We start from the raw sequence: 20,004 nt of genomic DNA, 5'->3' as shown, positions 1-20,004 counted from the left end.
AACTTGCGTCAAAAATAAGGTAAAGCTTACACTTTATCGGATTTTCTTTGGTTTTTATCCGGTTAATTTGTACTATTGTCGTTATCTTAACTGAAACTTAAATTGTTATGACTTTAAACTGTGTGGTGGTAGATGATTCTGCAATTCAGCGATTATCTATTGTAAAGTTAATAGAAATACACCCTGCTCTTAACTTAATTGCGGAGTACAGTAGTGCTCTGGAAACCAAAAATGGTTTAAACTCTCACAAAGTAGATCTTATATTTTTAGATATTGAGATGCCGGTATTAAATGGCTTCGAACTTCTCGATGTGCTAAACAACAAACCTCAGATTATTTTTGTTACTGGTAAAACGGAATATGCCTTTAAAGCGTTTAATTACGATGCTACCGATTATTTAAAGAAACCTATAACTCGGGAACGTTTTATGGTAGCTGTCGAAAAAGCTTTAGAACAGCATAAATTAAAAATAGACTTTAAAGAAGAGGAAGGCGAACATATTTTTGTAAAAAGTAACCTTAAAAAACGTAAAGTATATATTAACGATATTAAATGGATTGAAGCGCTTGGAGATTACGTGAAACTAGTTACTACAGAAGGTAGTCTTGTAGTGTTATCTACCATGAAAGCATTTGAACAAGAACTTCCTGAAGGAAAATTTCTTAGAATTCATAAATCCTATATTGTTAACCTAGATAAAATTGACAGATTTAACAGCAAGAACGTTGAAGTTGGCGCTGTTGAAATTCCGTTGAGTCGAAATAAAAAATCACAACTTGTTGAAGCATTAAATAGTATTTAATACGCATCGACATTTAAGATTAATCTTACCGATCTAAAATCTTTTACATTCATAAAGCTACTGTTAATTTTAACAATGGCTTTTTTTGTACCTCCTAACGATTGTTTGGACGGAATCTTTATTAGAATATTTTTGTGAAATTGATTTCTAATTCGGGCCACTGGCGGATCTACGGGACCAAGCACATAATCTCCAAAAACTTGTCTAAAGGCTTTACCCAACCAAATTGAAGCCATATTTACACGATTAAAATCTTTATGCTTTAACGTCACTCGAATTAACCGATACACAGGCGGATATTTAAAATTATAACGATCGTCCATTTGCTCCTTATACATCGCCTGGTAATTATTAGTGGACACCTGTTGCAATATATTATGAAACGGGTTGTACGTCTGGATAAGGACCTTTCCCTGCTTCTCTGTTCGACCTGCGCGTCCCGACACTTGCGAAAGCAATTGATAACTGCGCTCGTGTGCTCTAAAATCAGGGAAATTCAATAGATTATCGGCATTCATAATTCCCACTAAAGCAACATTTCTAAAATCCAATCCTTTGGTAAGCATTTGTGTACCCACCAAAATATCCATTTCTTGTTGCTCGAAGGCAGTAATTATTTTTTCATAACCATATTTTCCACGTGTGGTATCTAAATCCATACGTCCGGTTTTATGCTTTGGAAACAACACCTTTACCTCCTCCTCTATCTGCTCGGTTCCAAACCCTTTAGTATCCAATGAAGTATCTCCACAAGCCTGACATTTTAAAGGCATTGCCATATTATAACCGCAGTAATGACAACGTAACTGATTGCGATAACTGTGATACGTTAAACTTACATCGCAATTTGGACATTCAGGCGCGTGCCCGCATGTTTTACATTCTACTATGGGTGAAAAACCACGCCGATTTTGAAACAAAATAATCTGATGACCTTCTTCTAAAGTTTCAGCCATAACCTGAATCATTCTATCACTAAAATGCCCAGTCATTAACTTTCGCTTTTGTTTATCTTTTACATCAATCAGCTCAATATCCGGCATCAACACATTATTGTACCGCTTAGTAATTTCTACCAAACCATACTTGCCTTGTTGCACATTAAAATAGCTTTCTAAACTTGGAGTAGCCGAGCCTAATAACGTTTTAGCGCCATGAATATGCGCCAAAACCACGGCAGTATCTCTTGCGTGATATCGTGGTGCAGGATCGAATTGCTTGAACGATTGCTCGTGCTCTTCGTCTACTATAATTAATCCTAAAGCGTTAAACGGCAAGAATATTGAAGATCGTGCACCTAAAACTACCTGAGCTTTGGATGAGTTATGCAACACATTATTCCAAACCTCAACGCGTTCATGAGCCGAATATTTAGAATGAAATACGGCAACCTGTTCTCCGAAATATATTTGTAATCGGTTTACCAATTGTGTAGTTAATGCGATTTCTGGCAGTAAATACAAAACTTGCTTGCCCGTTTTTAACACCTCCTCAATTAATTTTACATAGACTTCGGTTTTACCTGAAGATGTTACACCATGAAGCAATGTCACTTGATGCGTTTCAAAAGTCGTTTTAATCTGACTAAGCGCTTCGGTTTGCTCCGGATTTAATACTTTGGAGGCCTCTGATGCTTCGCCATTATACTCAATACGGTCGGTTTGAATAAAATACTCTTCTAAAACCGATTTATCGATTAAAGATTTTATAATACTTGCTGAAGCACCACTCGCTTCAACCAATTCTGAAACTTTTATTGCTTTTTTCGTTTTTGCAGATAACTGAAACAAACTCATTACCACATCCCGCTGTTTTGGCGCTCGGCTTAGTTCTTCCAATAATTTCTGTAAACCCTCCTGCGTTGTATGCTGATTTTGAAGCTTCACATACTTGACCAATTTGGGTTTATACTTTTCAAAAACCTCTTCCTCAACCACTATGGCTTCCTTTTCTAAAAGTCGCTTAATTATAGGAAAGACTTGTTTACGATCTACAATATCTACAATGTCTTGAATACGTAAAGACGACTGATGTTGCAAGGCTTCATAAATAAGAAACTCATCGTCTCTTAAATCTGTGTCGTTTATAACCTTGTCTTTATTCTTACTAATTAAGGTTTCACTTTCCAGAATAAATGCATTTGGCAACGATGCGCGCATCACGTCACCTACTGTACACAAATAATAATTTGCCATCCAATCCCACAATCTTAATTGCGTTTCGGTAACGATAGGATATTCATCTAAAATTTGCTGAATTTGTTTCGCTTCGTAAATTTCCGGTGGTGTATTATGTATCCTTTTTACAATAGCAGTATAGACCTTCGTTTTTCCAAAAGGGACCGCGACACGCATGCCTGGTTTTATAAAATCGGATTCGGCTTCTGTAATGACATACGTAAACAGATTCTCGACAGGAATAGGAAGAATAACATCTATAAAATGAAGCATAAATTAATTGTTTTTACGTAATTGACGTAAGGATATGTTTAATTCGTATCCTAACAAAATGATATTGGAATTTAACCACAAATAAAACATTAATATCAATAATGCCCCTATAGAGCCATAAAGCTCATTGTACTGCGAAAACTCTTCGATATACACACCAAACAAATACGATACACTCACAATTAGCATGGTTGTAAATAGTGCTCCAGCCGATAAAAAACGACTATGTTTTCCCTCGCGCGTTCCAAAATAATATAAAGTAGCAGTAGAGAGATAAATCATTACAATTCCAAAAACATATTTCGAGATATTCACCCAAATGATACTGCTATTACCTATTTCTACACCTTGTTGGGTTAAGGTTTCAAATAAGCTACCAAGGATATAAATTTCTACAAATCCAAAGCCCGCTACCGAAATTACGACTAAAAAGGCCAAGATTAAAGCGACGCCCAGGGCATAAAGGTATTGTCTTAATATACTTCTGGATAGTTCGAAATGATATGAACTTTCAAAGGCAGAAAACACGGCACTAACCCCATTTGCCATTAGAAAAATAGACAATAAAAATACGGTAGACAACAAGCCACCACGTTCTGTACTATCTATATTTTCGAAAATATTTTTAAAGAAAAACTCCGAAGTTGTTGGTGGCAAAAAAGATTCTAAAAAGTCTAAAAATTCTGCTTTAAAACCTGCTATTGGGATATGCGGGATAAGAATTAAAATGAATAACAAAAAAGGGAAAATAGCCATAAAAAAATTAAAAGCGATCGCACTTGCTCTTGAAGTTAACGCGCCTTTAATTATTCCTGTAATGTAAAGTTCTAATAAATCGTAAACAGATAATCCCTCTAAACCTGGTAGTTTTAAGGTTTTAAAAAACTTCACTAATAAATTTACAACTGGAATGTTCGCTAGCTTATCTTCAATAGGCTTTGTCATAATTAAACCGCTTTCAGGCTTAAGTCCATGTTATATACCGAATGTGTTAAGGCTCCAGACGAAATATAATTTACACCACATTCGGCATACTTACGCAATGTTTCTTCGTTTATTCCTCCTGAAGATTCCGTTAAACACGTATCTCCTATTAGTTTTACAGCTGTTCTGGTGTCTTCGTAATTAAAATTGTCGATTAATATTCGGTACACGCCTCCGTTTTGAAGTATTTCTTCAATTTCTTGAAGGTTTCGTGCTTCAACAATTATTTTTAAATCTTTATTATTTGTCTTTAAATACGTCTTGGTCTTTGTGATCGCTGCCGTAACACCACCCGCAAAATCGATATGATTATCTTTTAACATAATCATGTCGTACAACGCAAATCTATGATTTTCGCCTCCACCAATTTTCACGGCCCATTTTTCTAAAGCTCGAATTCCTGGAGTGGTTTTTCTAGTATCTAAAATTTTAGTTCCCGTACCTTCTAATAAATCTACATAAGATTTGGTCTTGGTTGCAATCGCACTCATACGTTGCATTGCATTTAAAACCAAACGCTCAGCTTTTAGAATAGATTGCGAAGCGCCTTCTACATAAAAAACGACATCCCCAAACTTTACTTGGCTACCATCTTCTATTAAGGTCTCAATTTTTAAATTCTTATCGACATATTCAAAAACCTTTTTAGCAAATGCCACACCAGCAATAACGCCATTATCTTTTACCAATAACTTAGCTTTTCCTTGTGCCGATTCGGGAATACACGCTAAAGAACTATGGTCGCCATCTCCAACATCTTCACGAACAGCATTTGCAATAATTCCTTCTATTTCTTTTTCAAATTGAGCTTGACTAATCATATAAATTCTTTGGTACAAAATTACTAATTGCGGATTTAAAACGGTTTAAAAACGCATTAAAAAATCTCTAAACTTCCTTTTCCTTCTCTAACAATTACAGGCTCAGCCTCTGAGAAATCGATTACTGTAGATGCTAGATTATCTCCGTAACCACCATCGATAACTAAATCGACTAAATTATCCCACTTTTCGTAAATTAATTCCGGATCTGTCGTATACTCAATCACCTCATCTTCGTCTCGAATAGAAGTCGATACAATTGGATTCCCAAGCGCTTTAACAATTTCTAAAGCGATTTTATTATTTGGCACACGAATACCTACCGTCTTCTTTTTCTTAAATGCAACAGGTAAGGTTTTAGCTCCTGGAAGGATAAAAGTATAAGGACCAGGCAGTGCTCGCTTTAAAATTTTAAATGTCGATGTATCAATTTGCTTCACATAATCGCTTAGATTGCTTAAATCGTAACAGATAAAAGAAAAATTAGCCTTATCTAGTTTCACACCTTTAATCCGTGCAATACGCTCTAGAGCCTTGGTATTAGTGATATCGCACCCCAAACCATAGACGGTATCTGTTGGATAAATAATTAATCCGCCACGTTTTAAAACATCAACAATCTTTTTAATTTCCTTTGGATTAGGATTTTCTTCGTAAATTTTTATAAACTCGGCCATAATAAGTATATTGTAGAATCGTTCTACAAAGTAATTAATAATTTATAATGAAACCAATAAAATCCATTATCATCCTTCTAATAATTGCAGTCACGAGTTTTTCCTGTACTTCAGACTCGACAAACGAGGTGATTGACTTTGTAGATTTGGAAGCTACTGTTAAAACGGACGTTTCTTATGGTAATGATGAATTTCAAACATACGACATCTATTTGCCTGCACATCGCGACTCTGATACCAAAACACTAATTTTAGTACATGGTGGCGGATGGACGTCTGGTGACAAAAAAGACATGAATACCTTTATAGAATTCATCCAAAAAGATTTACCAGATCTTGCTATTTTAAATATGAATTATCGCTTAGTAGACGAAACTACCGAAGCTTATCCCATGCAAATAAACGACATTACAGCTGTTGTAAATCATTTTAACGCAAACCTTGAGGAATACCAGATTTCTAAAGATTTTGGATTTGTAGGCGTTAGTGCTGGAGCACACTTAGCTATGTTGTGGAGTTATGCGTTTGACGATACCCAGCAAACCAAAATGGTTGGAAGTATTGTTGGGCCTACCAATTTCACCGATCCAGCATATTTAGAAAATGTAAACTTCACTACCGTAAATCTGCTTGAGCAATTATATGGTTTAGAGTTAACTACAGAGTTTTTAGAAAAAATAAGTCCTTATCATCAAATTACAGAGTTAGCACCTCCAACCATTTTATTTTATGGAGGAAAAGATCCTTTAATTCCGACGTCTCAAGGCGACCTACTACAAAGCAAACTTGAAGCACTAGGCATTATGCACGAGTATACCTTATATCCCGAAGCTGGACATGGTTGGGAAGGATTAGAGTTATTAGATACTTGGTCTAAATTAAAAGCGTTTATTGGAGCTAATTTGGAGTAACCATTTATTCATTCCATCGGGTTAAAATCTTGTGTATCTTTTACATCTATATCCTTTAATCCAAATAAAATGCACAAGCTTCATTAGATGGACCTTTACTCACATGAACAGAAATTTACATGTAAACAGGTCGTTAAAACTAAAAAAGTCCAGAATATTTAATTCTGAACTTTTTTATTATAAGCTTTATAATGGCAATATTTCTGTTACCCTATAACTTCTAATTTAGCAAAACGAAGTAACAATTTCTTGTTACCACCATTTTCAAATTTTATTTCTGCTTTTGTATCTGCTCCGGCGCCTTCAATTTTTAAAACTTCACCCTTACCAAATCGTAAATGCTTCACTATATTTCCAGCTACCAATTTGTTATCGAATAAATTCCCGGATTCAGCGCCAGCTGTAGAGCTCACTGACTTTAAATTTTTAGAGGTATTTACAGGAACTTTTGCTGGTCCTTGCATTTTAGTCGCACCTTTTTTCTGAATCGGTAATTGTTTAGCTGGTTTAAAACGGATGTTTCTATTTGGCACATCGTCTCCAAAAATGTTAGCATCTAACATCGGGTTCATCCTACGCTCTTCAATTGGCGTTAGTATATCTAAATACTCCTCATCTATTTCTTGTATAAATCGGCTAGGATCGGAATCTACTAATTTTCCCCAGCGGTATCTTGACACCGCATACGTTAAATAGGCTTGTTTTTCTGCTCGCGTTAAAGCCACATAAAACAAACGGCGCTCCTCCTCTAACTCGCTACGTGTATTCATACTCATTGCACTCGGGAATAAATCTTCCTCTAATCCCACAATAAACACATATGGAAACTCCAGACCTTTTGCCAAGTGAATGGTCATTAATGCCACACGATCGTCTTCTCCGGTATCATTATCTAAATCGGTTGCCAAGGCCACATCTTCTAAAAATTCGGTTAAAGATCCTGTAGTATCTGCCAACTCTTTTTGTTCTTCAACGAAATCTTTTATACCGTTTAAAAGTTCTTCAATATTTTCTACTTTAGCAACACCTTCTGGTGTAGTATCTTTATTAAATTCTTTTATTAATCCGGTAGTTTTGGCTACGTGATCTGCAAGCTCGAAGGCATTCACGCTCTCATTCATAGCTTGGAAGCTTTCTACCATAGTCACAAAATCCTGCAATTTATTCTTTGTTCCTGAATTGATTTTCACTTCGGTTTTATCGATGTGTTTCATCACTTCAAAAATAGAGCGCTTATAACCGTTAGCCGCTATTAGCAATTTATCGATCGTGGTCTGACCAATTCCACGTGGTGGGAAATTGATAACACGTTTTAAAGCTTCCTCGTCCGACGGATTTATAATTATACGTAAATACGACAGAACGTCTTTAATTTCTTTACGCTGATAGAATGACAAACCTCCATAAATACGATACGGAATATCTCGCTTACGCAAAGCGTCTTCCATAGAACGCGACTGGGCATTGGTACGGTATAAAATGGCAAAATCGGAATGATTAAGTTGCTCGTTCATTTTCGTTTCAAAAATGGTACTCGCTACATATCGTCCCTCTTCCCCATCGGTCATAGAACGATTTACCTTAATCTTATTTCCTTCATCATTGGCCGTCCAAACAACCTTATCTAATTTGGTTTCGTTTTTATCTATTATAGAATTGGCGGCATTCACAATGGTTTTAGTCGATCTGTAATTTTGTTCTAATCGAAACATTTTTACATCGTCGTAATCCTTTTGGAAATTCAGTATATTATTAATATTCGCACCACGGAAGGCGTAAATACTTTGCGCATCGTCCCCTACCACGCAAATGTTCTGGAACCGATCGGACAATGCTCTTACTATTAAATATTGTGAGTGGTTTGTATCTTGATACTCATCGACCAAAATATATCTAAATCGATCTTGATATTTGGCTAAAACTTCTGGGAAACGTGTTAGGAGCTCGTTGGTTTTTAATAACAAATCATCGAAATCCATAGCTCCAGATTTAAAACAGCGATCTACATATTCTTTATAAATATCTCCTAGACGCGGCCGTCTAGCCATAGTATCTGCTTCGATTAATTCTGGGTTCTGAAAGTAAGCGCGAACGGTAATTAAACTGTTTTTGTATGAAGATATTCTTGAAAATACCGATTTGTATTTATATAATTCTTTGTCTAACCCCATCTCTTTTATAATAGATGAAATTAAACGCTGAGAATCTTGTGCATCGTAAATGGTGAAGTTTGCAGGATACCCTAAACGATCGGCTTCAATTCTAAGAATTTTAGCAAATACCGAGTGAAAGGTTCCCATCCAAAGATTTTTCGCTTCACTTTGACCTACAATAGATGCAATACGCTCTTTCATTTCGCGCGCTGCTTTGTTAGTAAAGGTTAGCGATAAAATATTAAAAGGGTCGATTCCCTTATGCATTAAATAGGCAATTCTATAAGTAAGCACACGCGTTTTTCCTGAGCCGGCACCCGCTATAACAATCATAGGGCCGTTCATTTGAATGGTTGGTGCTAACTGTGCTTCATTTAACTGACTTAAATACTTCTCCAAAGTTTATACAATTTAGACTGCAAAATTAACCTTTGTTAACCGTTTAAGTAAATAGATTTATAAATAATTATAAACATTGCCCAATTTGCACAAGTAACTAAAATGCCAAATGCTTAAATAATGCCATCTCCCACAAAGACAAGTTTTAGGCCTTCCTTTACATTTAACCAGAAAAAATTGAACACCGACTTTGTTTTATCTCGTTCCACTTGTCCTGATTTTGTAATGAAACCATCTTCATTTTTATCGGAATCATTTCTAAGAAATAAATTGGCTACCGAAGACAGAAACTTGTTCTTCTTATGCTTTTTATTTAAAATATCGAGTTTCATGTTTTCGTACTTCACACTAAAATCTACGTGCGACCGATCTACATTCCCATTAATATTAGCATAAACTTTATCGAATTGCCCCTCTAACTTGACATTTAAATTATGTTCGGTGAATTTATTTAATTGAGAAACGGGCAACAACCCTATTTCTGTTTTAAAGTTAAATTCGTCTTTTTCATTATTCACATCAAACGTCCATACAGCATGTAAAGGCGCTGTGTCGAAAAAATTGGTATGAATATCTAACTCTGTTTTTGTAGGCGAAACATATGTATTGCTTACATTTTTAATAGTCGCATTAAAATTAGCGAAGGAAATACTTCCGGCATGAATACCTTCCTTCACTTTTTCCTGATATTCTATATAGCCGTCTTTTAATACTAATGTTGGTAAGGTGAGATTGATTTTTAAATCACGAAGCATTTTGCTGTATAATGGTTTTATAGAGTGATCGTCTGCAATCAGCTTATTTCTATAAATTTCCATATTAGGTTTCTGAATGGTAATCGTATCGGTTTTAAAGTAAAACTTATCGTTTTTAAAACCAAAATCGGGTTGCTCAATATATAAGGAGTCCATCTTAATATTAAAATGATCGCGTTCTTTTTTAATAACCTTATTAAGCTCTTGTTTAGAATACTTGGTTTTGAGTTTTAAATTCCTCACCACCCAATGGCTCTTTGTTAGTTCAAGCTCATGTAAACTCAGGGTTTCAAATTCTCCAACATCAAATCTCAATGAATCGGTTAACACATGATAATTAGAATAATTAAAAGGGATGCTTTCTTGAGCCGTAGTCGCATCAAAATGAATATCGTTAAAGGCTATATTCACATTATCAGATTTTAAAAATACTGAATCTTTAGACGCTTTAAACAACGTTACTGTAGCATGATTTAAATCGAAACGATCTATTTTAACAATCTTATTAAAATCTTGTAAACCGCCAGATTTTGAAGAGTCCTTTGAATTTGTAGTATCCTTGTTTTTCTGTTTTGATCTTACATAAGATATTTGCGCATTAAGCAGTATAATACTATCGAGATGAATGGTATTATTAATTACATACTCCCAATAGCTAACATCTTTTAATTTAAAATCTTCTAGCTTTAAATTTAAATCGACACCTTTATTAACGCCTTCTATTAACTCTAATTCCGGATTCTCGACAAATAACATGCCTTGAAAGACATTCACGTGCAAATCAGAATATTTAAAACTTACCGATTCTGGTAAGGTCTTTAACGTCTCTTTTAATTTATTTTCTACAAAAGTATTTGCAAAAAATAAGCACACCACGCATAATACACAAACAACTAATAATACGACAGTTAGGGGCTTCTTTATTTTATTTGTCATTGATAGTGATAGATTTATAAAGCTAATTTAATTAAACACTATAATGTTAAGGAAATCTTCCTTTATCTTTTTGCTTTATTTATAATATATTTAACCCGTTAACGAATAAAAAGAGATACAATATGGTTTTAAGTGATGTTAGTTGGTGGATGTGGGTTATCCTATTCTTACTTATAGTAGCAATTCGAGATATCTTTTTTCAGAAAAAGCATACCATAAGTCACAACTTTCCAATTGTAGGGCATCTCCGATTTCTTTTAGAAAGCATTGGTCCCGAAATGCGCCAATATTTTGTATCGAACAATCGTGAAGAATTACCTTTTAATAGAATTGAACGCGGTTGGATTTATGCTTCAGCAAAAAAAGAGAATAACTACGAAGGATTTGGTACAGATCGCGATATTTATGCCAACCAGCATATGTTTGTAAATAATGCCATGTTACCTTACAAACCAGAAGGAAACCACCCGAGCCTTAAAGACAAGTCGTTTTTACCTTGCGCTAAAGTCATGGGAGCCTATAACAACAGAAGACGACCTTTTAGACCCGCTTCTGTAATTAATGTTTCGGCAATGAGTTTTGGATCGTTATCTGCAAAAGCAATGGACTCGCTTAACAAAGGTGTAAAAATTGCCGGTGCTTACCATAATACTGGAGAAGGTGGTTTATCGCCTTACCACAGTAACGGAGGTGATATTATCTTTCAAGTAGGAACTGGATATTTTGGAATCCGTGATGAAGAAGGACGTTTTTCAATAGATAAACTCGTGAGCTTAGTAGAAGCAAATCCGTTTATTAAAGCAATAGAAATTAAATTATCTCAAGGTGCTAAACCTGGAAAAGGAGGTGTTTTACCTGCCGCAAAAATTACAGAAGAAATTTCTAAAATTAGACATGTCCCTCTTGGAAGAGATGTTATTTCGCCACCAAGTCATTCCGCTTTCAAAGATATTCCTGGGCTAATAGAATTTATTGAAAACATAGCACAGCTAACTGGTCTGCCTGTAGGTGTTAAAGCTGCTATAGGAAAAATAGAACAATGGGAAGAACTTGCCGATCTTATGATTGCTACAGGAAAAGGACCAGATTTTATTACCGTAGATGGTGGTGAAGGTGGAACCGGTGCGGCGCCACCAAGTTTTGCAGATCACGTCTCATTACCTTGGGTATACGGATTTAGTGAGTTATATAAAGTATTTTTAAAACGTAATATTACCGACCGTATTGTATTTATTGGGAGTGGTAGACTAGGCTTTCCTGCTAAAGCCGCTATGGCATTTGCAATGGGAGCAGATTGTATAAATGTGGCCAGAGAAGCGATGTTAAGTATAGGTTGTATACAAGCACAGGTTTGCCATACTAACCGTTGCCCTAGTGGTGTGGCTACGCAAAATAAGTGGCTACAAAACGGAATAGATCCTACCTTAAAATCCGAAAGATTATCTCAGTATTTTAAAACCTTTAGTAAAGAATTTATTGAGGTTACTCACGCCGCGGGTTACGAGCATCCTTGTCAGTTTACTATGCGAGATATTAATATTAACGTAGACGATAAAAACCTAACCTCTAAATTAGATAAAACCTACAAATACGAAAAATCTCCCGTTCCATTTACAAGCATGCAAGCTTTAAAAGATTGTCCGTATTTAGGAGGAAAAACACCTCAAGCCTAATTTTTATAACCAATATTACTTGTTTTGTCGACACAGAAAAAGCTAGTAAGTTTGCTCTAAATCCTGAATAAATGAATTCCGAATCTATATTAAGTCTGTTTTTTTATACTATTCCTACAGTTGTTACCGGTTTGATTGCCTATCATTTTTTTAAAGAACACACAAAAAATGAAGATGGTCGCAGACGTTTTTTACTAAAAAAAGAAATGCAAGTAAATTCCATGCCCATACGACTTCAAGCTTACGAACGCATGGCCTTGTTTCTTGAGCGCATTTCACCATCAAAACTATTGATTCGTGTGCAACCCACCTCGACCGATAAAGACGACTACGAAGTATTATTAATTAGCACGATCGAGCAAGAATTCGAGCATAACTTATCTCAACAAATTTACATCACCGACGATTGTTGGAGCGTAATTACTACGGCTAAAAACTCTACCATTCAGTTAATTAGAAAAGCGTCCATGCTAGAAAAAACGGACTCTGCAAACAAAATGCGCGAAGTGATTTTATCGGAAATGATGGAAAAACGCGCACCTAGCGACACGGCTTTATCCTATGTAAAAAAAGAAGTAAGTGATATGTGGTAATGTATAAACCACTATCAAAACACTTTAACAATATTTAAAATTGAACTATCACAATAAAACATTCAGACCTGTAAAAAATTCCGAAAACGGAGAAACTACTGCTGAAACTAGTTTTATATACAAACAAAATGGAAACATATTAACCTCGAACTACCAAGGTGGACACATAGTAAGCGGACATTTAATCGGGTTGATAGACGACTTTGGTAACATTGAAATGCGTTATCATCAGGTCAATACTAAAGGACAACTCATGACAGGAAACTGTACTTCTAAACCTGAAATCCTTCCCAACGGAAAAATCAGACTTCATGAAACCTGGCAGTGGACATCTGGAGATAAGTCTAAAGGGAAATCTATTTTGGAGGAGATTTAAGTTAATGGTTTACTAAACACCGCTCTTCCCCTTCACTTCGTCACCAGAAGTCGACCCGTTAAAATGTTTTTCTTCGGCGTATTCGTAGCCTTGTTTCCACCATTTTTCCATTAAGGGTTTGCTAAAAATTAAAGAGTTCTCGGTGAGTTTGGTAGGCGTGTAATACAAGTTAAGCTTTACCGTTTTCTGAATCGCGGCGAGTTTTCCTATCACAATATCATGCTGTTCTACTTGGTCTAATAAATGACCGAATAAATTCATCATTAATGAAAACGGATTTTTTCCTAAGACCTTATTTTTTTTCATCTGTTCCGATTCCAAAATAACCGCATCAATTTCTGTGGCCCCGCGTTTTATAGCTTCTTGAATAGGCACCACACACGAAAATCCGCCATCGGCATATTCGTAACCATTTACTGTCGCTAAAGACATAAACGGTATGTAATTACAAGAAATCCAAATCCATTCGCAAAATTCTTCATAGGAATAATCATGAATAGACTTGTACTCGACTTTACTTTTAGACAAATTGGTAACCGTTACAACCACATCTTCCTTAGTGCGTTTAATGAGATTGTATTCTTCTAAAGTGAAATTCTTTTTAATGTTTCGTCTTAAAGATTTGCTCTCTCCAAATGTCCGTTTCCGTTTAATAAACTGAAGTATGGAACTCAAATAATTAATAGTTACATACTCACGGCCTTCTTTTTTGCGTTGAATAAATGGACTCACGCTAAAAATATCATGTTGCGTGACATTGGTATACATTTTATGCAATTTTTTTAAATCGCCCGTAGCCAAATGCGGAATTAACATACTTCCTGTAGATGTCCCCAAAAACATATCGTATTCACGCTTGTTGCGTTCTATTAAATATTGGGCGACACCACCCGCGAAGGCACCTTTACTTCCGCCTCCCGAAATTACTAATGCTCTCATATGTTTTCTAATTGGCTAATTTCATCATTTTTATATTTGGCAAATTCAAACCCACTTTGCCACCACTTCATCATATTCTTTTTATTAAAAATTAAAGAGTTTGTGGTTAATATGGTTGGCGTGTAATAAAAGTTAATAATCGCATCGTTATTTGTGGCAACATATTTCCCGATTTTTATATTCTGACTCTCGATACGGTCCAGCATAAACGCAAACATATTGGTAAGTAACGAAAAAGCATTTAAGGATGGCATGCGGTTAAATTGAGTGACTTCGGTTTGTAAAATAATAGCATCTACTACTTTGGCACCGCGTTTTATAGCTTCTTCTATAGGCACCATAGACCCCAAACCGCCATCGGCATATTCGAAACTATTCTTTTGCACCAAACTCATAAACGGAGTGTAATTACACGAAATCCAAATCCACTCGCAAAACTCGTCGTATTCAAAATCTTTAAGCGATTTATATTCTGTTTGATTAATAGATAAGTTTGAAACCGTAACCACCACATCAGTCCCGCTTTGTTTTAGTTCTGAAAATTCGGCTGGGGTAAATACTTTTTTAATTAGTTTCTTAAGGTTTAAACTCTCTCCGAATGTTTTATTTCCGTTTAAAATATTGCGCAACACATTCACATGATTGATGCTAATGGTTTCGACACCTCTCTTTTTTTTGATTAAAAACGGACAGCTATTAAATATATCGTCTTGAGTTACACTTGTATAAATGCCTTTAATTTTCTCCACTTTTTTAAGCGCCAAATGAGAAGCTAATAGACTTCCCGTAGATGTCCCGATAATAAGGTCGTAATTATGTTTTTTATGCTCTATAAGATATTGAGCCACACCTCCTGCAAATGCACCTTTACTTCCTCCTCCCGAAATTACAAGCGCTCTCATGGTGTTGTAGATTGTGTTTCTAACCGACTTAAAATAGCTTTATACTTTGGCTGTGTTTCTAAAGCCGATAGCAATTGTTTTGCCATTTTACTTAGTCGCCAATTGTGATGTGTTGTTGCTTGCTTGATATTTGAAATTGAATATTCATTATACAACTGAAGCGCATCGACATAACTAAAAGCCAACTCACGGACTTCAAAATCGTATTCCGGCCCTGTATAACTGATTAATTCATTGATGTAAGACACATTCTTGTCGGCTTCAAACTCTGGAGTCGACAAAGCTAAAACCAACCACAATTGTCTGATATTTTTAGATTTAAAACCAACGCGCCCTTTTGTTTCTTCCAAATATGTAGCGCGTTTATCTGGAAAGTTAGACCACAAATTGTATAAGGCCATTTCCTGAGTCTGATACGATTTATCGTTTAACAAGGTTTCGTAAGCCGATTGCAATTCTGATGGAATCGTTCTCAAGGTTTGAGCAATGGTCTGACGCACTTCTACACCATTTTCAAGCAATACCGATTCCGTAATTAATTCCGGATGTTTTTTTATGATTTCTTGTTTTTCAAAATAAAACTTAGAAGCGTCCATTAAAAAATCGACGTCTTTATCGACCGAACATTCAATATGCTCCAAATGCTTGATGTAAAAACTCATATCGTCTTTAGCATTTTCAACAATAGACTCCTTTGGAAATTCTACAGTATTTAACCACAAATCGAAAAACGCATCTAAATTTTCACCGCTAGTCGCTTCTACCGCCTTAATAAAATCGTCTGTCTCGACATTTTTAAACTGATGTGCTTCCAAATATTGCCTAACAGCCATTTTAAAAGCCTTATCGCCCACTTTTACACGCAAAGCATGCAAGAGCCACGCTCCCTTTTTATAGAACGTTGTACTGCTCGATTTCGGATTTAACAAGGCTGTACTTTGTCCGCTTGCATCTTGAGCTTCTAATTCCTTTGCATATTCATACAAGCGCATTTTGTAATAATCATTTCCAAAAATATCGCGTTCCGCCAGTAACGCATAATAGGTCGCGAATCCTTCTTGCAACCAATGGTGCGTCCCCGAAGTTTCGGTAACCAAATCTCCAAACCATTGGTGTGCCAACTCATGAGCATTTACGTTGACATAATTTCTATCTACAAAACCAATGTCATCTACCACAAAGGCATCAGAAAAAATGGTTGCAGTGGTATTTTCCATCCCTGCATACAGAAAATCTGCCACCGGAATTTGCTTATAATTGTTCCAGGGATACGGCACACCAATTTCTGTTTCCAAAAAATTAAATAGCTGTGCACTGTATCTGTATGTTGGTTCTACTTTAGAAACATCTTTTGGATAATAATACAACTCTAAAGGGATTCCACTTTTAGATTGGAATGTTTTTTTATCGTATTTTCCAATGGCAATGGCAAACAAATAATTACTCATAGGCTTGGCCGAAACATACCGCCAAGATGTTAAATCATCTTCCAATTTCACTTTTTCTTTTAATTCACCATTTGCAATAACCTCATAGCCATCAAGAAAGTTCACGGTCAGGTCTAAGGTTGTTTTTTCATTCATATCGTCGAAACTCGGCAACCAATTACTCGTGTATTTCCCTTGGCCTTGCGTCCAAACTTGCTGTCGGCCGTCGTATTCCCATCCTACAAAATACATGGCTTTTTTGGGGGTTGCAGTATATTCTAACTTCAGCGTATTATTATCACTTCTTTCAAAATCAGACAGTATCCACAGTTTTTTACCATCGTTTGTAAAGGCTATGTCTTGTTTATTTAAGGTTACTTTTGAAATGTGCATCTGCTGAGCATCAATAAAAATAGAATCTGTAGCATGTAATACATCAAAAACATACGATACCTTACCTGAAATTTCTCTCTCCAAAGGCTGAATAGACACTTGTGCAGTAATCGACTTAAAATCAATCACATCAATTTGTTGACTCCACAACACACTACTGAATATCCCAATTAAAAGGTATAAAAAATGCTTCATATCTTAAATATAACAAAGGTTTTAGTAAAATTCGTAAAAATTAGGGTTTTATGTTTCAAGTATAAGATTTATCTTCGTTTTTATGAATTCCAAGCTTCAAACCCCAATTGACTACTTAAAAGGTGTCGGCCCAAATCGTGCCGATTTACTTAGAAAAGAACTTGGCATACATACGTATCAGGATTTAATTAATCTCTTTCCTAATCGTTATCTAGACCGAACTCAATATTACAAAATCGCTCAATTACAGCGTAACAATGCCGATGTACAAATTATTGGGCGCGTTACCGGACTTAAGGAAGTTTCGCAAGGCAAAGGAAAACGCTTAGTTGCTACCTTTCGAGACGACTCTGGAGCGATGGAACTCGTTTGGTTTCGTGGCGCAAAATGGCTCAAAGAAAGTATTAAATTAAATACCGATTATGTGGTATTTGGAAAAGCTAATGCTTTTGGCACCAACTTTAGCATGCCACATCCGGAAATGGAACTGTTAGAAGACCATGAGAAAAACCTGCGTTCGGCCATGCAACCTGTTTACCCATCGACCGAAAAATTATCGAACAAAGGAATTACCAATCGGGTGATGAGTAAAATCATGCAACAGTTATTTTTAGAAACTCATGGTAAATTTGAAGAAACGTTGTCTCGTGATTTATTAACCGAACTAAAATTAGTTTCAAAATCTGAAGCGCTTTTTAATGTCCATTTTCCGAAAAACCAAGAGCTCTTAGCCCGCTCACAATTCCGATTAAAATTTGAAGAATTATTCTACATTCAGTTGCAATTAATTCTGAAAAATCTAATTCATAAATCAAAAATAAAAGGCTTTCCTTTCGACCAAGTTGGCGAATATTTTAACACTTTCTTTAAACACCATTTACCATTCGATTTAACCAACGCACAGAAACGTGTGATTAAAGAAATTCGTGCCGATTTAGGTAGTAATGCGCAAATGAATCGGCTTTTACAAGGCGATGTGGGTTCGGGGAAGACCATAGTCGCACTCATGTCAATGTTAATCGCACTTGACAACGGTTTTCAAGCTTGCTTGATGGCGCCTACTGAAATTTTGTCAGTCCAACACTACAACGGATTACATTACCTATGTAAAGAATTAAATATCAGTATAAAACTACTCACGGGTTCAACTAAAACTTCAGATAGGCGGATTATTCACGAAGCCCTCGAAAATGGCGAATTAGACATCTTAATTGGTACGCATGCGCTACTAGAAGACAAGGTGAAATTTAAGAATTTAGGACTTGCTATTATAGACGAACAACACCGTTTTGGAGTTGCACAAAGAAGTAAATTGTGGAAAAAAGGCCCTCCTCAATCCTCCCAAAAGGAGGAGGCAAAAGCCATACACAAAAAGTATATGACGGCACGACCATCGGCCTACAATTTACTGAAGACTTTAAAGCTAGAAAACAAAAAAAACAGCACCCAAGCTGAGCAGATTTTATGGGAAAGTTTACGTGCCAAAAAACTCAATTCAAAATTCAGAAGACAACATATAGTCGATGAATTTATATGCGACTTTATTTGTCTTGAAAAGAACTTAATTATTGAAGTAGACGGAGGATATCACAACACGGCAGAACAAAAAGAAGCAGACAATCTACGTACCCAAATTTTAAATGATTTAGGGTATAAAGTGATTCGTTTTACGAACGAACAGGTTATTGGAGACATAGATAACGTATTAAATAAAATTGAAAACCTATTGAAAAGTCTCCCCTCTGGGGAGATTAGTGGGGCTATACCCCCTCACATTTTAGTGATGACGGCAACGCCAATTCCGAGGACTTTAGCCATGTCTGTTTATGGTGATTTAGACATCTCTATAATCGATGAGTTACCACCAGGAAGACAACCTATAAAAACGGTACATCGTTTCGATTCTAACCGATTAAAAGTATTGCGATTTATAAGAGACGAAATAGATAAAGGACGCCAAGTTTATATAGTTTATCCGCTGATTCAAGAAAGCGAAAACATGGATTATAAAGATTTGATGGATGGCTACGAAAGCATAGCTCGCGATTTCCCTAGTCCGAAATACCAAATCTCAATAGTACACGGAAAAATGAAACCCGCCGATAAAGAGTTTGAAATGCAACGGTTTATAAAAGGAGAAACCCAGATTATGGTTGCCACAACGGTTATTGAAGTAGGTGTAAACGTCCCAAATGCGTCGGTTATGATTATTGAAAGTGCCGAGCGTTTTGGATTATCGCAACTACACCAGTTGCGCGGTCGTGTAGGTCGTGGTGCAGAACAGAGTTTCTGTATTTTAATGACGAGTCATAAACTAAGTAACGATAGCAAGACCCGTTTAGAGACCATGGTAAGAACCAGTGACGGTTTCGAAATTGCCGAAGTCGACTTACGTTTACGAGGTCCTGGAGATATTATGGGCACACAACAAAGCGGTATTTTAAACCTTAAAATTGCCGATATCATTAAAGATAACGACATTTTAAAACTCGCTCGTTTTCACGCAAAAAACATTTTAAAAGACGACCCTAGACTTATTAAAGACCAGCATCGTCCTATACTTTTTACCTATCAGCAATTAGCGAAATATAAAAATATTTGGAATTATATTAGTTAA

Annotated in this window: 15 protein-coding genes; 6 read left to right on the top strand and 9 right to left on the bottom strand. The window is 35.9% G+C overall.

The genetic code is table 11. The annotated features are described in order from the left end of the window. Positions 1-107 precede the first annotated feature (107 nt). Positions 108-803 (top strand): LytR/AlgR family response regulator transcription factor, encoded by a 696-nt coding sequence (locus AC0UBM_RS15050; protein ID WP_414036857.1) that lies wholly within the window; start codon positions 108-110, stop codon positions 801-803. Here the strand turns inward: AC0UBM_RS15050 and priA are convergent. From priA to AC0UBM_RS15030, 4 genes are read right to left on the bottom strand one after another with little or no spacing between them, the layout of a single operon-like run. Beyond that, the gene (gene priA, locus AC0UBM_RS15045; RefSeq protein WP_475689167.1) at positions 800-3,253 is read right to left on the bottom strand and encodes a replication restart helicase PriA; all 2,454 of its coding nucleotides are present in this window, start codon (positions 3,251-3,253) and stop codon (positions 800-802) included. The genes AC0UBM_RS15050 and priA overlap by 4 nt on opposite strands. Before the next feature lie 3 nt (positions 3,254-3,256). Further along, on the bottom strand, positions 3,257-4,198 hold the full coding sequence (locus AC0UBM_RS15040) for a YihY/virulence factor BrkB family protein (protein WP_414036859.1): 942 nt from the start codon (positions 4,196-4,198) through the stop codon (positions 3,257-3,259). Between the two features lie 2 nt (positions 4,199-4,200). After that, positions 4,201-5,058, bottom strand: coding sequence for a carboxylating nicotinate-nucleotide diphosphorylase (gene nadC / locus AC0UBM_RS15035; RefSeq protein ID WP_475689166.1), 858 nt, complete (start codon positions 5,056-5,058; stop codon positions 4,201-4,203). Between the two features lie 56 nt (positions 5,059-5,114). After that, a complete protein-coding gene (locus AC0UBM_RS15030) occupies positions 5,115-5,735 on the bottom strand; it encodes an L-threonylcarbamoyladenylate synthase (protein ID WP_414036861.1) in 621 nt (206 codons plus the stop codon). Between the two features lie 47 nt (positions 5,736-5,782). Between AC0UBM_RS15030 and AC0UBM_RS15025 the strand changes: the two genes are divergently transcribed. Continuing rightward, the gene (locus AC0UBM_RS15025) at positions 5,783-6,646 is read left to right on the top strand and encodes an alpha/beta hydrolase fold domain-containing protein (protein WP_434035667.1); all 864 of its coding nucleotides are present in this window, start codon (positions 5,783-5,785) and stop codon (positions 6,644-6,646) included. Positions 6,647-6,852: 206 nt separating this feature from the next. On the opposite strand, the gene AC0UBM_RS15020 is transcribed toward AC0UBM_RS15025, so the two are convergent. Beyond that, positions 6,853-9,198 (bottom strand): ATP-dependent helicase, encoded by a 2,346-nt coding sequence (locus AC0UBM_RS15020; protein WP_475689165.1) that lies wholly within the window; start codon positions 9,196-9,198, stop codon positions 6,853-6,855. A 113-nt stretch (positions 9,199-9,311) separates the two neighbouring features. After that, positions 9,312-10,889 carry a hypothetical protein gene (locus AC0UBM_RS15015; protein ID WP_475689164.1) on the bottom strand — a complete coding sequence of 526 codons (1,578 nt, stop codon included), beginning with the start codon at positions 10,887-10,889 and terminating at the stop codon, positions 9,312-9,314. Between the two features lie 122 nt (positions 10,890-11,011). On the opposite strand from AC0UBM_RS15015, the gene AC0UBM_RS15010 reads away from it, so the two are divergent. The 3 genes from AC0UBM_RS15010 (at position 11,012) to AC0UBM_RS15000 (ending at position 13,531) form a co-directional block, all read left to right on the top strand. Then, positions 11,012-12,562, top strand: coding sequence for an FMN-binding glutamate synthase family protein (locus AC0UBM_RS15010; protein WP_475689163.1), 1,551 nt, complete (start codon positions 11,012-11,014; stop codon positions 12,560-12,562). A 71-nt stretch (positions 12,563-12,633) separates the two neighbouring features. Then, on the top strand, positions 12,634-13,155 hold the full coding sequence (locus AC0UBM_RS15005; protein WP_434035663.1) for a DUF7935 family protein: 522 nt from the start codon (positions 12,634-12,636) through the stop codon (positions 13,153-13,155). 40 nt (positions 13,156-13,195) lie between these two features. After that, on the top strand, positions 13,196-13,531 hold the full coding sequence (locus tag AC0UBM_RS15000) for an avidin-fold protein (RefSeq protein ID WP_475689162.1): 336 nt from the start codon (positions 13,196-13,198) through the stop codon (positions 13,529-13,531). A 12-nt stretch (positions 13,532-13,543) separates the two neighbouring features. Here AC0UBM_RS15000 and AC0UBM_RS14995 read toward each other — a convergent pair whose 3' ends face one another. From AC0UBM_RS14995 to AC0UBM_RS14985, 3 genes are read right to left on the bottom strand one after another with little or no spacing between them, the layout of a single operon-like run. Then, positions 13,544-14,470 (bottom strand): patatin-like phospholipase family protein, encoded by a 927-nt coding sequence (locus tag AC0UBM_RS14995; protein ID WP_475689161.1) that lies wholly within the window; start codon positions 14,468-14,470, stop codon positions 13,544-13,546. Beyond that, positions 14,467-15,372 carry a patatin-like phospholipase family protein gene (locus AC0UBM_RS14990; protein ID WP_475689160.1) on the bottom strand — a complete coding sequence of 302 codons (906 nt, stop codon included), beginning with the start codon at positions 15,370-15,372 and terminating at the stop codon, positions 14,467-14,469. The genes AC0UBM_RS14995 and AC0UBM_RS14990 overlap by 4 nt, the downstream gene beginning before the upstream one ends. After that, entirely contained in the window at positions 15,369-17,387 is a 2,019-nt protein-coding gene (locus AC0UBM_RS14985; protein ID WP_475689159.1) for a M1 family metallopeptidase, read from the bottom strand. The genes AC0UBM_RS14990 and AC0UBM_RS14985 overlap by 4 nt, the downstream gene beginning before the upstream one ends. A gap of 82 nt (positions 17,388-17,469) precedes the next feature. Between AC0UBM_RS14985 and AC0UBM_RS14980 the strand changes: the two genes are divergently transcribed. Continuing rightward, positions 17,470-20,004, top strand: coding sequence for a DUF559 domain-containing protein (locus AC0UBM_RS14980; protein WP_475689158.1), 2,535 nt, complete (start codon positions 17,470-17,472; stop codon positions 20,002-20,004).

The organism is Formosa sp. F44 (assembly GCF_056238645.1).
Note: the sequence above shows the minus strand (reverse complement) of the source record. Positions and strands in the feature narration are given on the sequence as shown.

Bases quoted from the DNA above. Each gene is read 5' to 3' on its own strand.
- nadC (WP_475689166.1), bottom strand. From the start codon at position 5,058: ATGATTAGTCAAGCTCAATTTGAAAAAGAAATAGAAGGAATTATTGCA.
- AC0UBM_RS14990 (WP_475689160.1), bottom strand. From the start codon at position 15,372: ATGAGAGCGCTTGTAATTTCGGGAGGAGGAAGTAAAGGTGCATTTGCA.
- AC0UBM_RS15040 (WP_414036859.1), bottom strand. From the start codon at position 4,198: ATGACAAAGCCTATTGAAGATAAGCTAGCGAACATTCCAGTTGTAAAT.
- AC0UBM_RS15030 (WP_414036861.1), bottom strand. From the start codon at position 5,735: ATGGCCGAGTTTATAAAAATTTACGAAGAAAATCCTAATCCAAAGGAA.
- AC0UBM_RS15050 (WP_414036857.1), top strand. From the start codon at position 108: ATGACTTTAAACTGTGTGGTGGTAGATGATTCTGCAATTCAGCGATTA.
- AC0UBM_RS14980 (WP_475689158.1), top strand. From the start codon at position 17,470: ATGAATTCCAAGCTTCAAACCCCAATTGACTACTTAAAAGGTGTCGGC.
- AC0UBM_RS14995 (WP_475689161.1), bottom strand. From the start codon at position 14,470: ATGAGAGCATTAGTAATTTCGGGAGGCGGAAGTAAAGGTGCCTTCGCG.
- AC0UBM_RS15025 (WP_434035667.1), top strand. From the start codon at position 5,783: ATGAAACCAATAAAATCCATTATCATCCTTCTAATAATTGCAGTCACG.
- AC0UBM_RS15010 (WP_475689163.1), top strand. From the start codon at position 11,012: ATGGTTTTAAGTGATGTTAGTTGGTGGATGTGGGTTATCCTATTCTTA.
- priA (WP_475689167.1), bottom strand. From the start codon at position 3,253: ATGCTTCATTTTATAGATGTTATTCTTCCTATTCCTGTCGAGAATCTG.
- AC0UBM_RS15005 (WP_434035663.1), top strand. From the start codon at position 12,634: ATGAATTCCGAATCTATATTAAGTCTGTTTTTTTATACTATTCCTACA.
- AC0UBM_RS14985 (WP_475689159.1), bottom strand. From the start codon at position 17,387: ATGAAGCATTTTTTATACCTTTTAATTGGGATATTCAGTAGTGTGTTG.
- AC0UBM_RS15015 (WP_475689164.1), bottom strand. From the start codon at position 10,889: ATGACAAATAAAATAAAGAAGCCCCTAACTGTCGTATTATTAGTTGTT.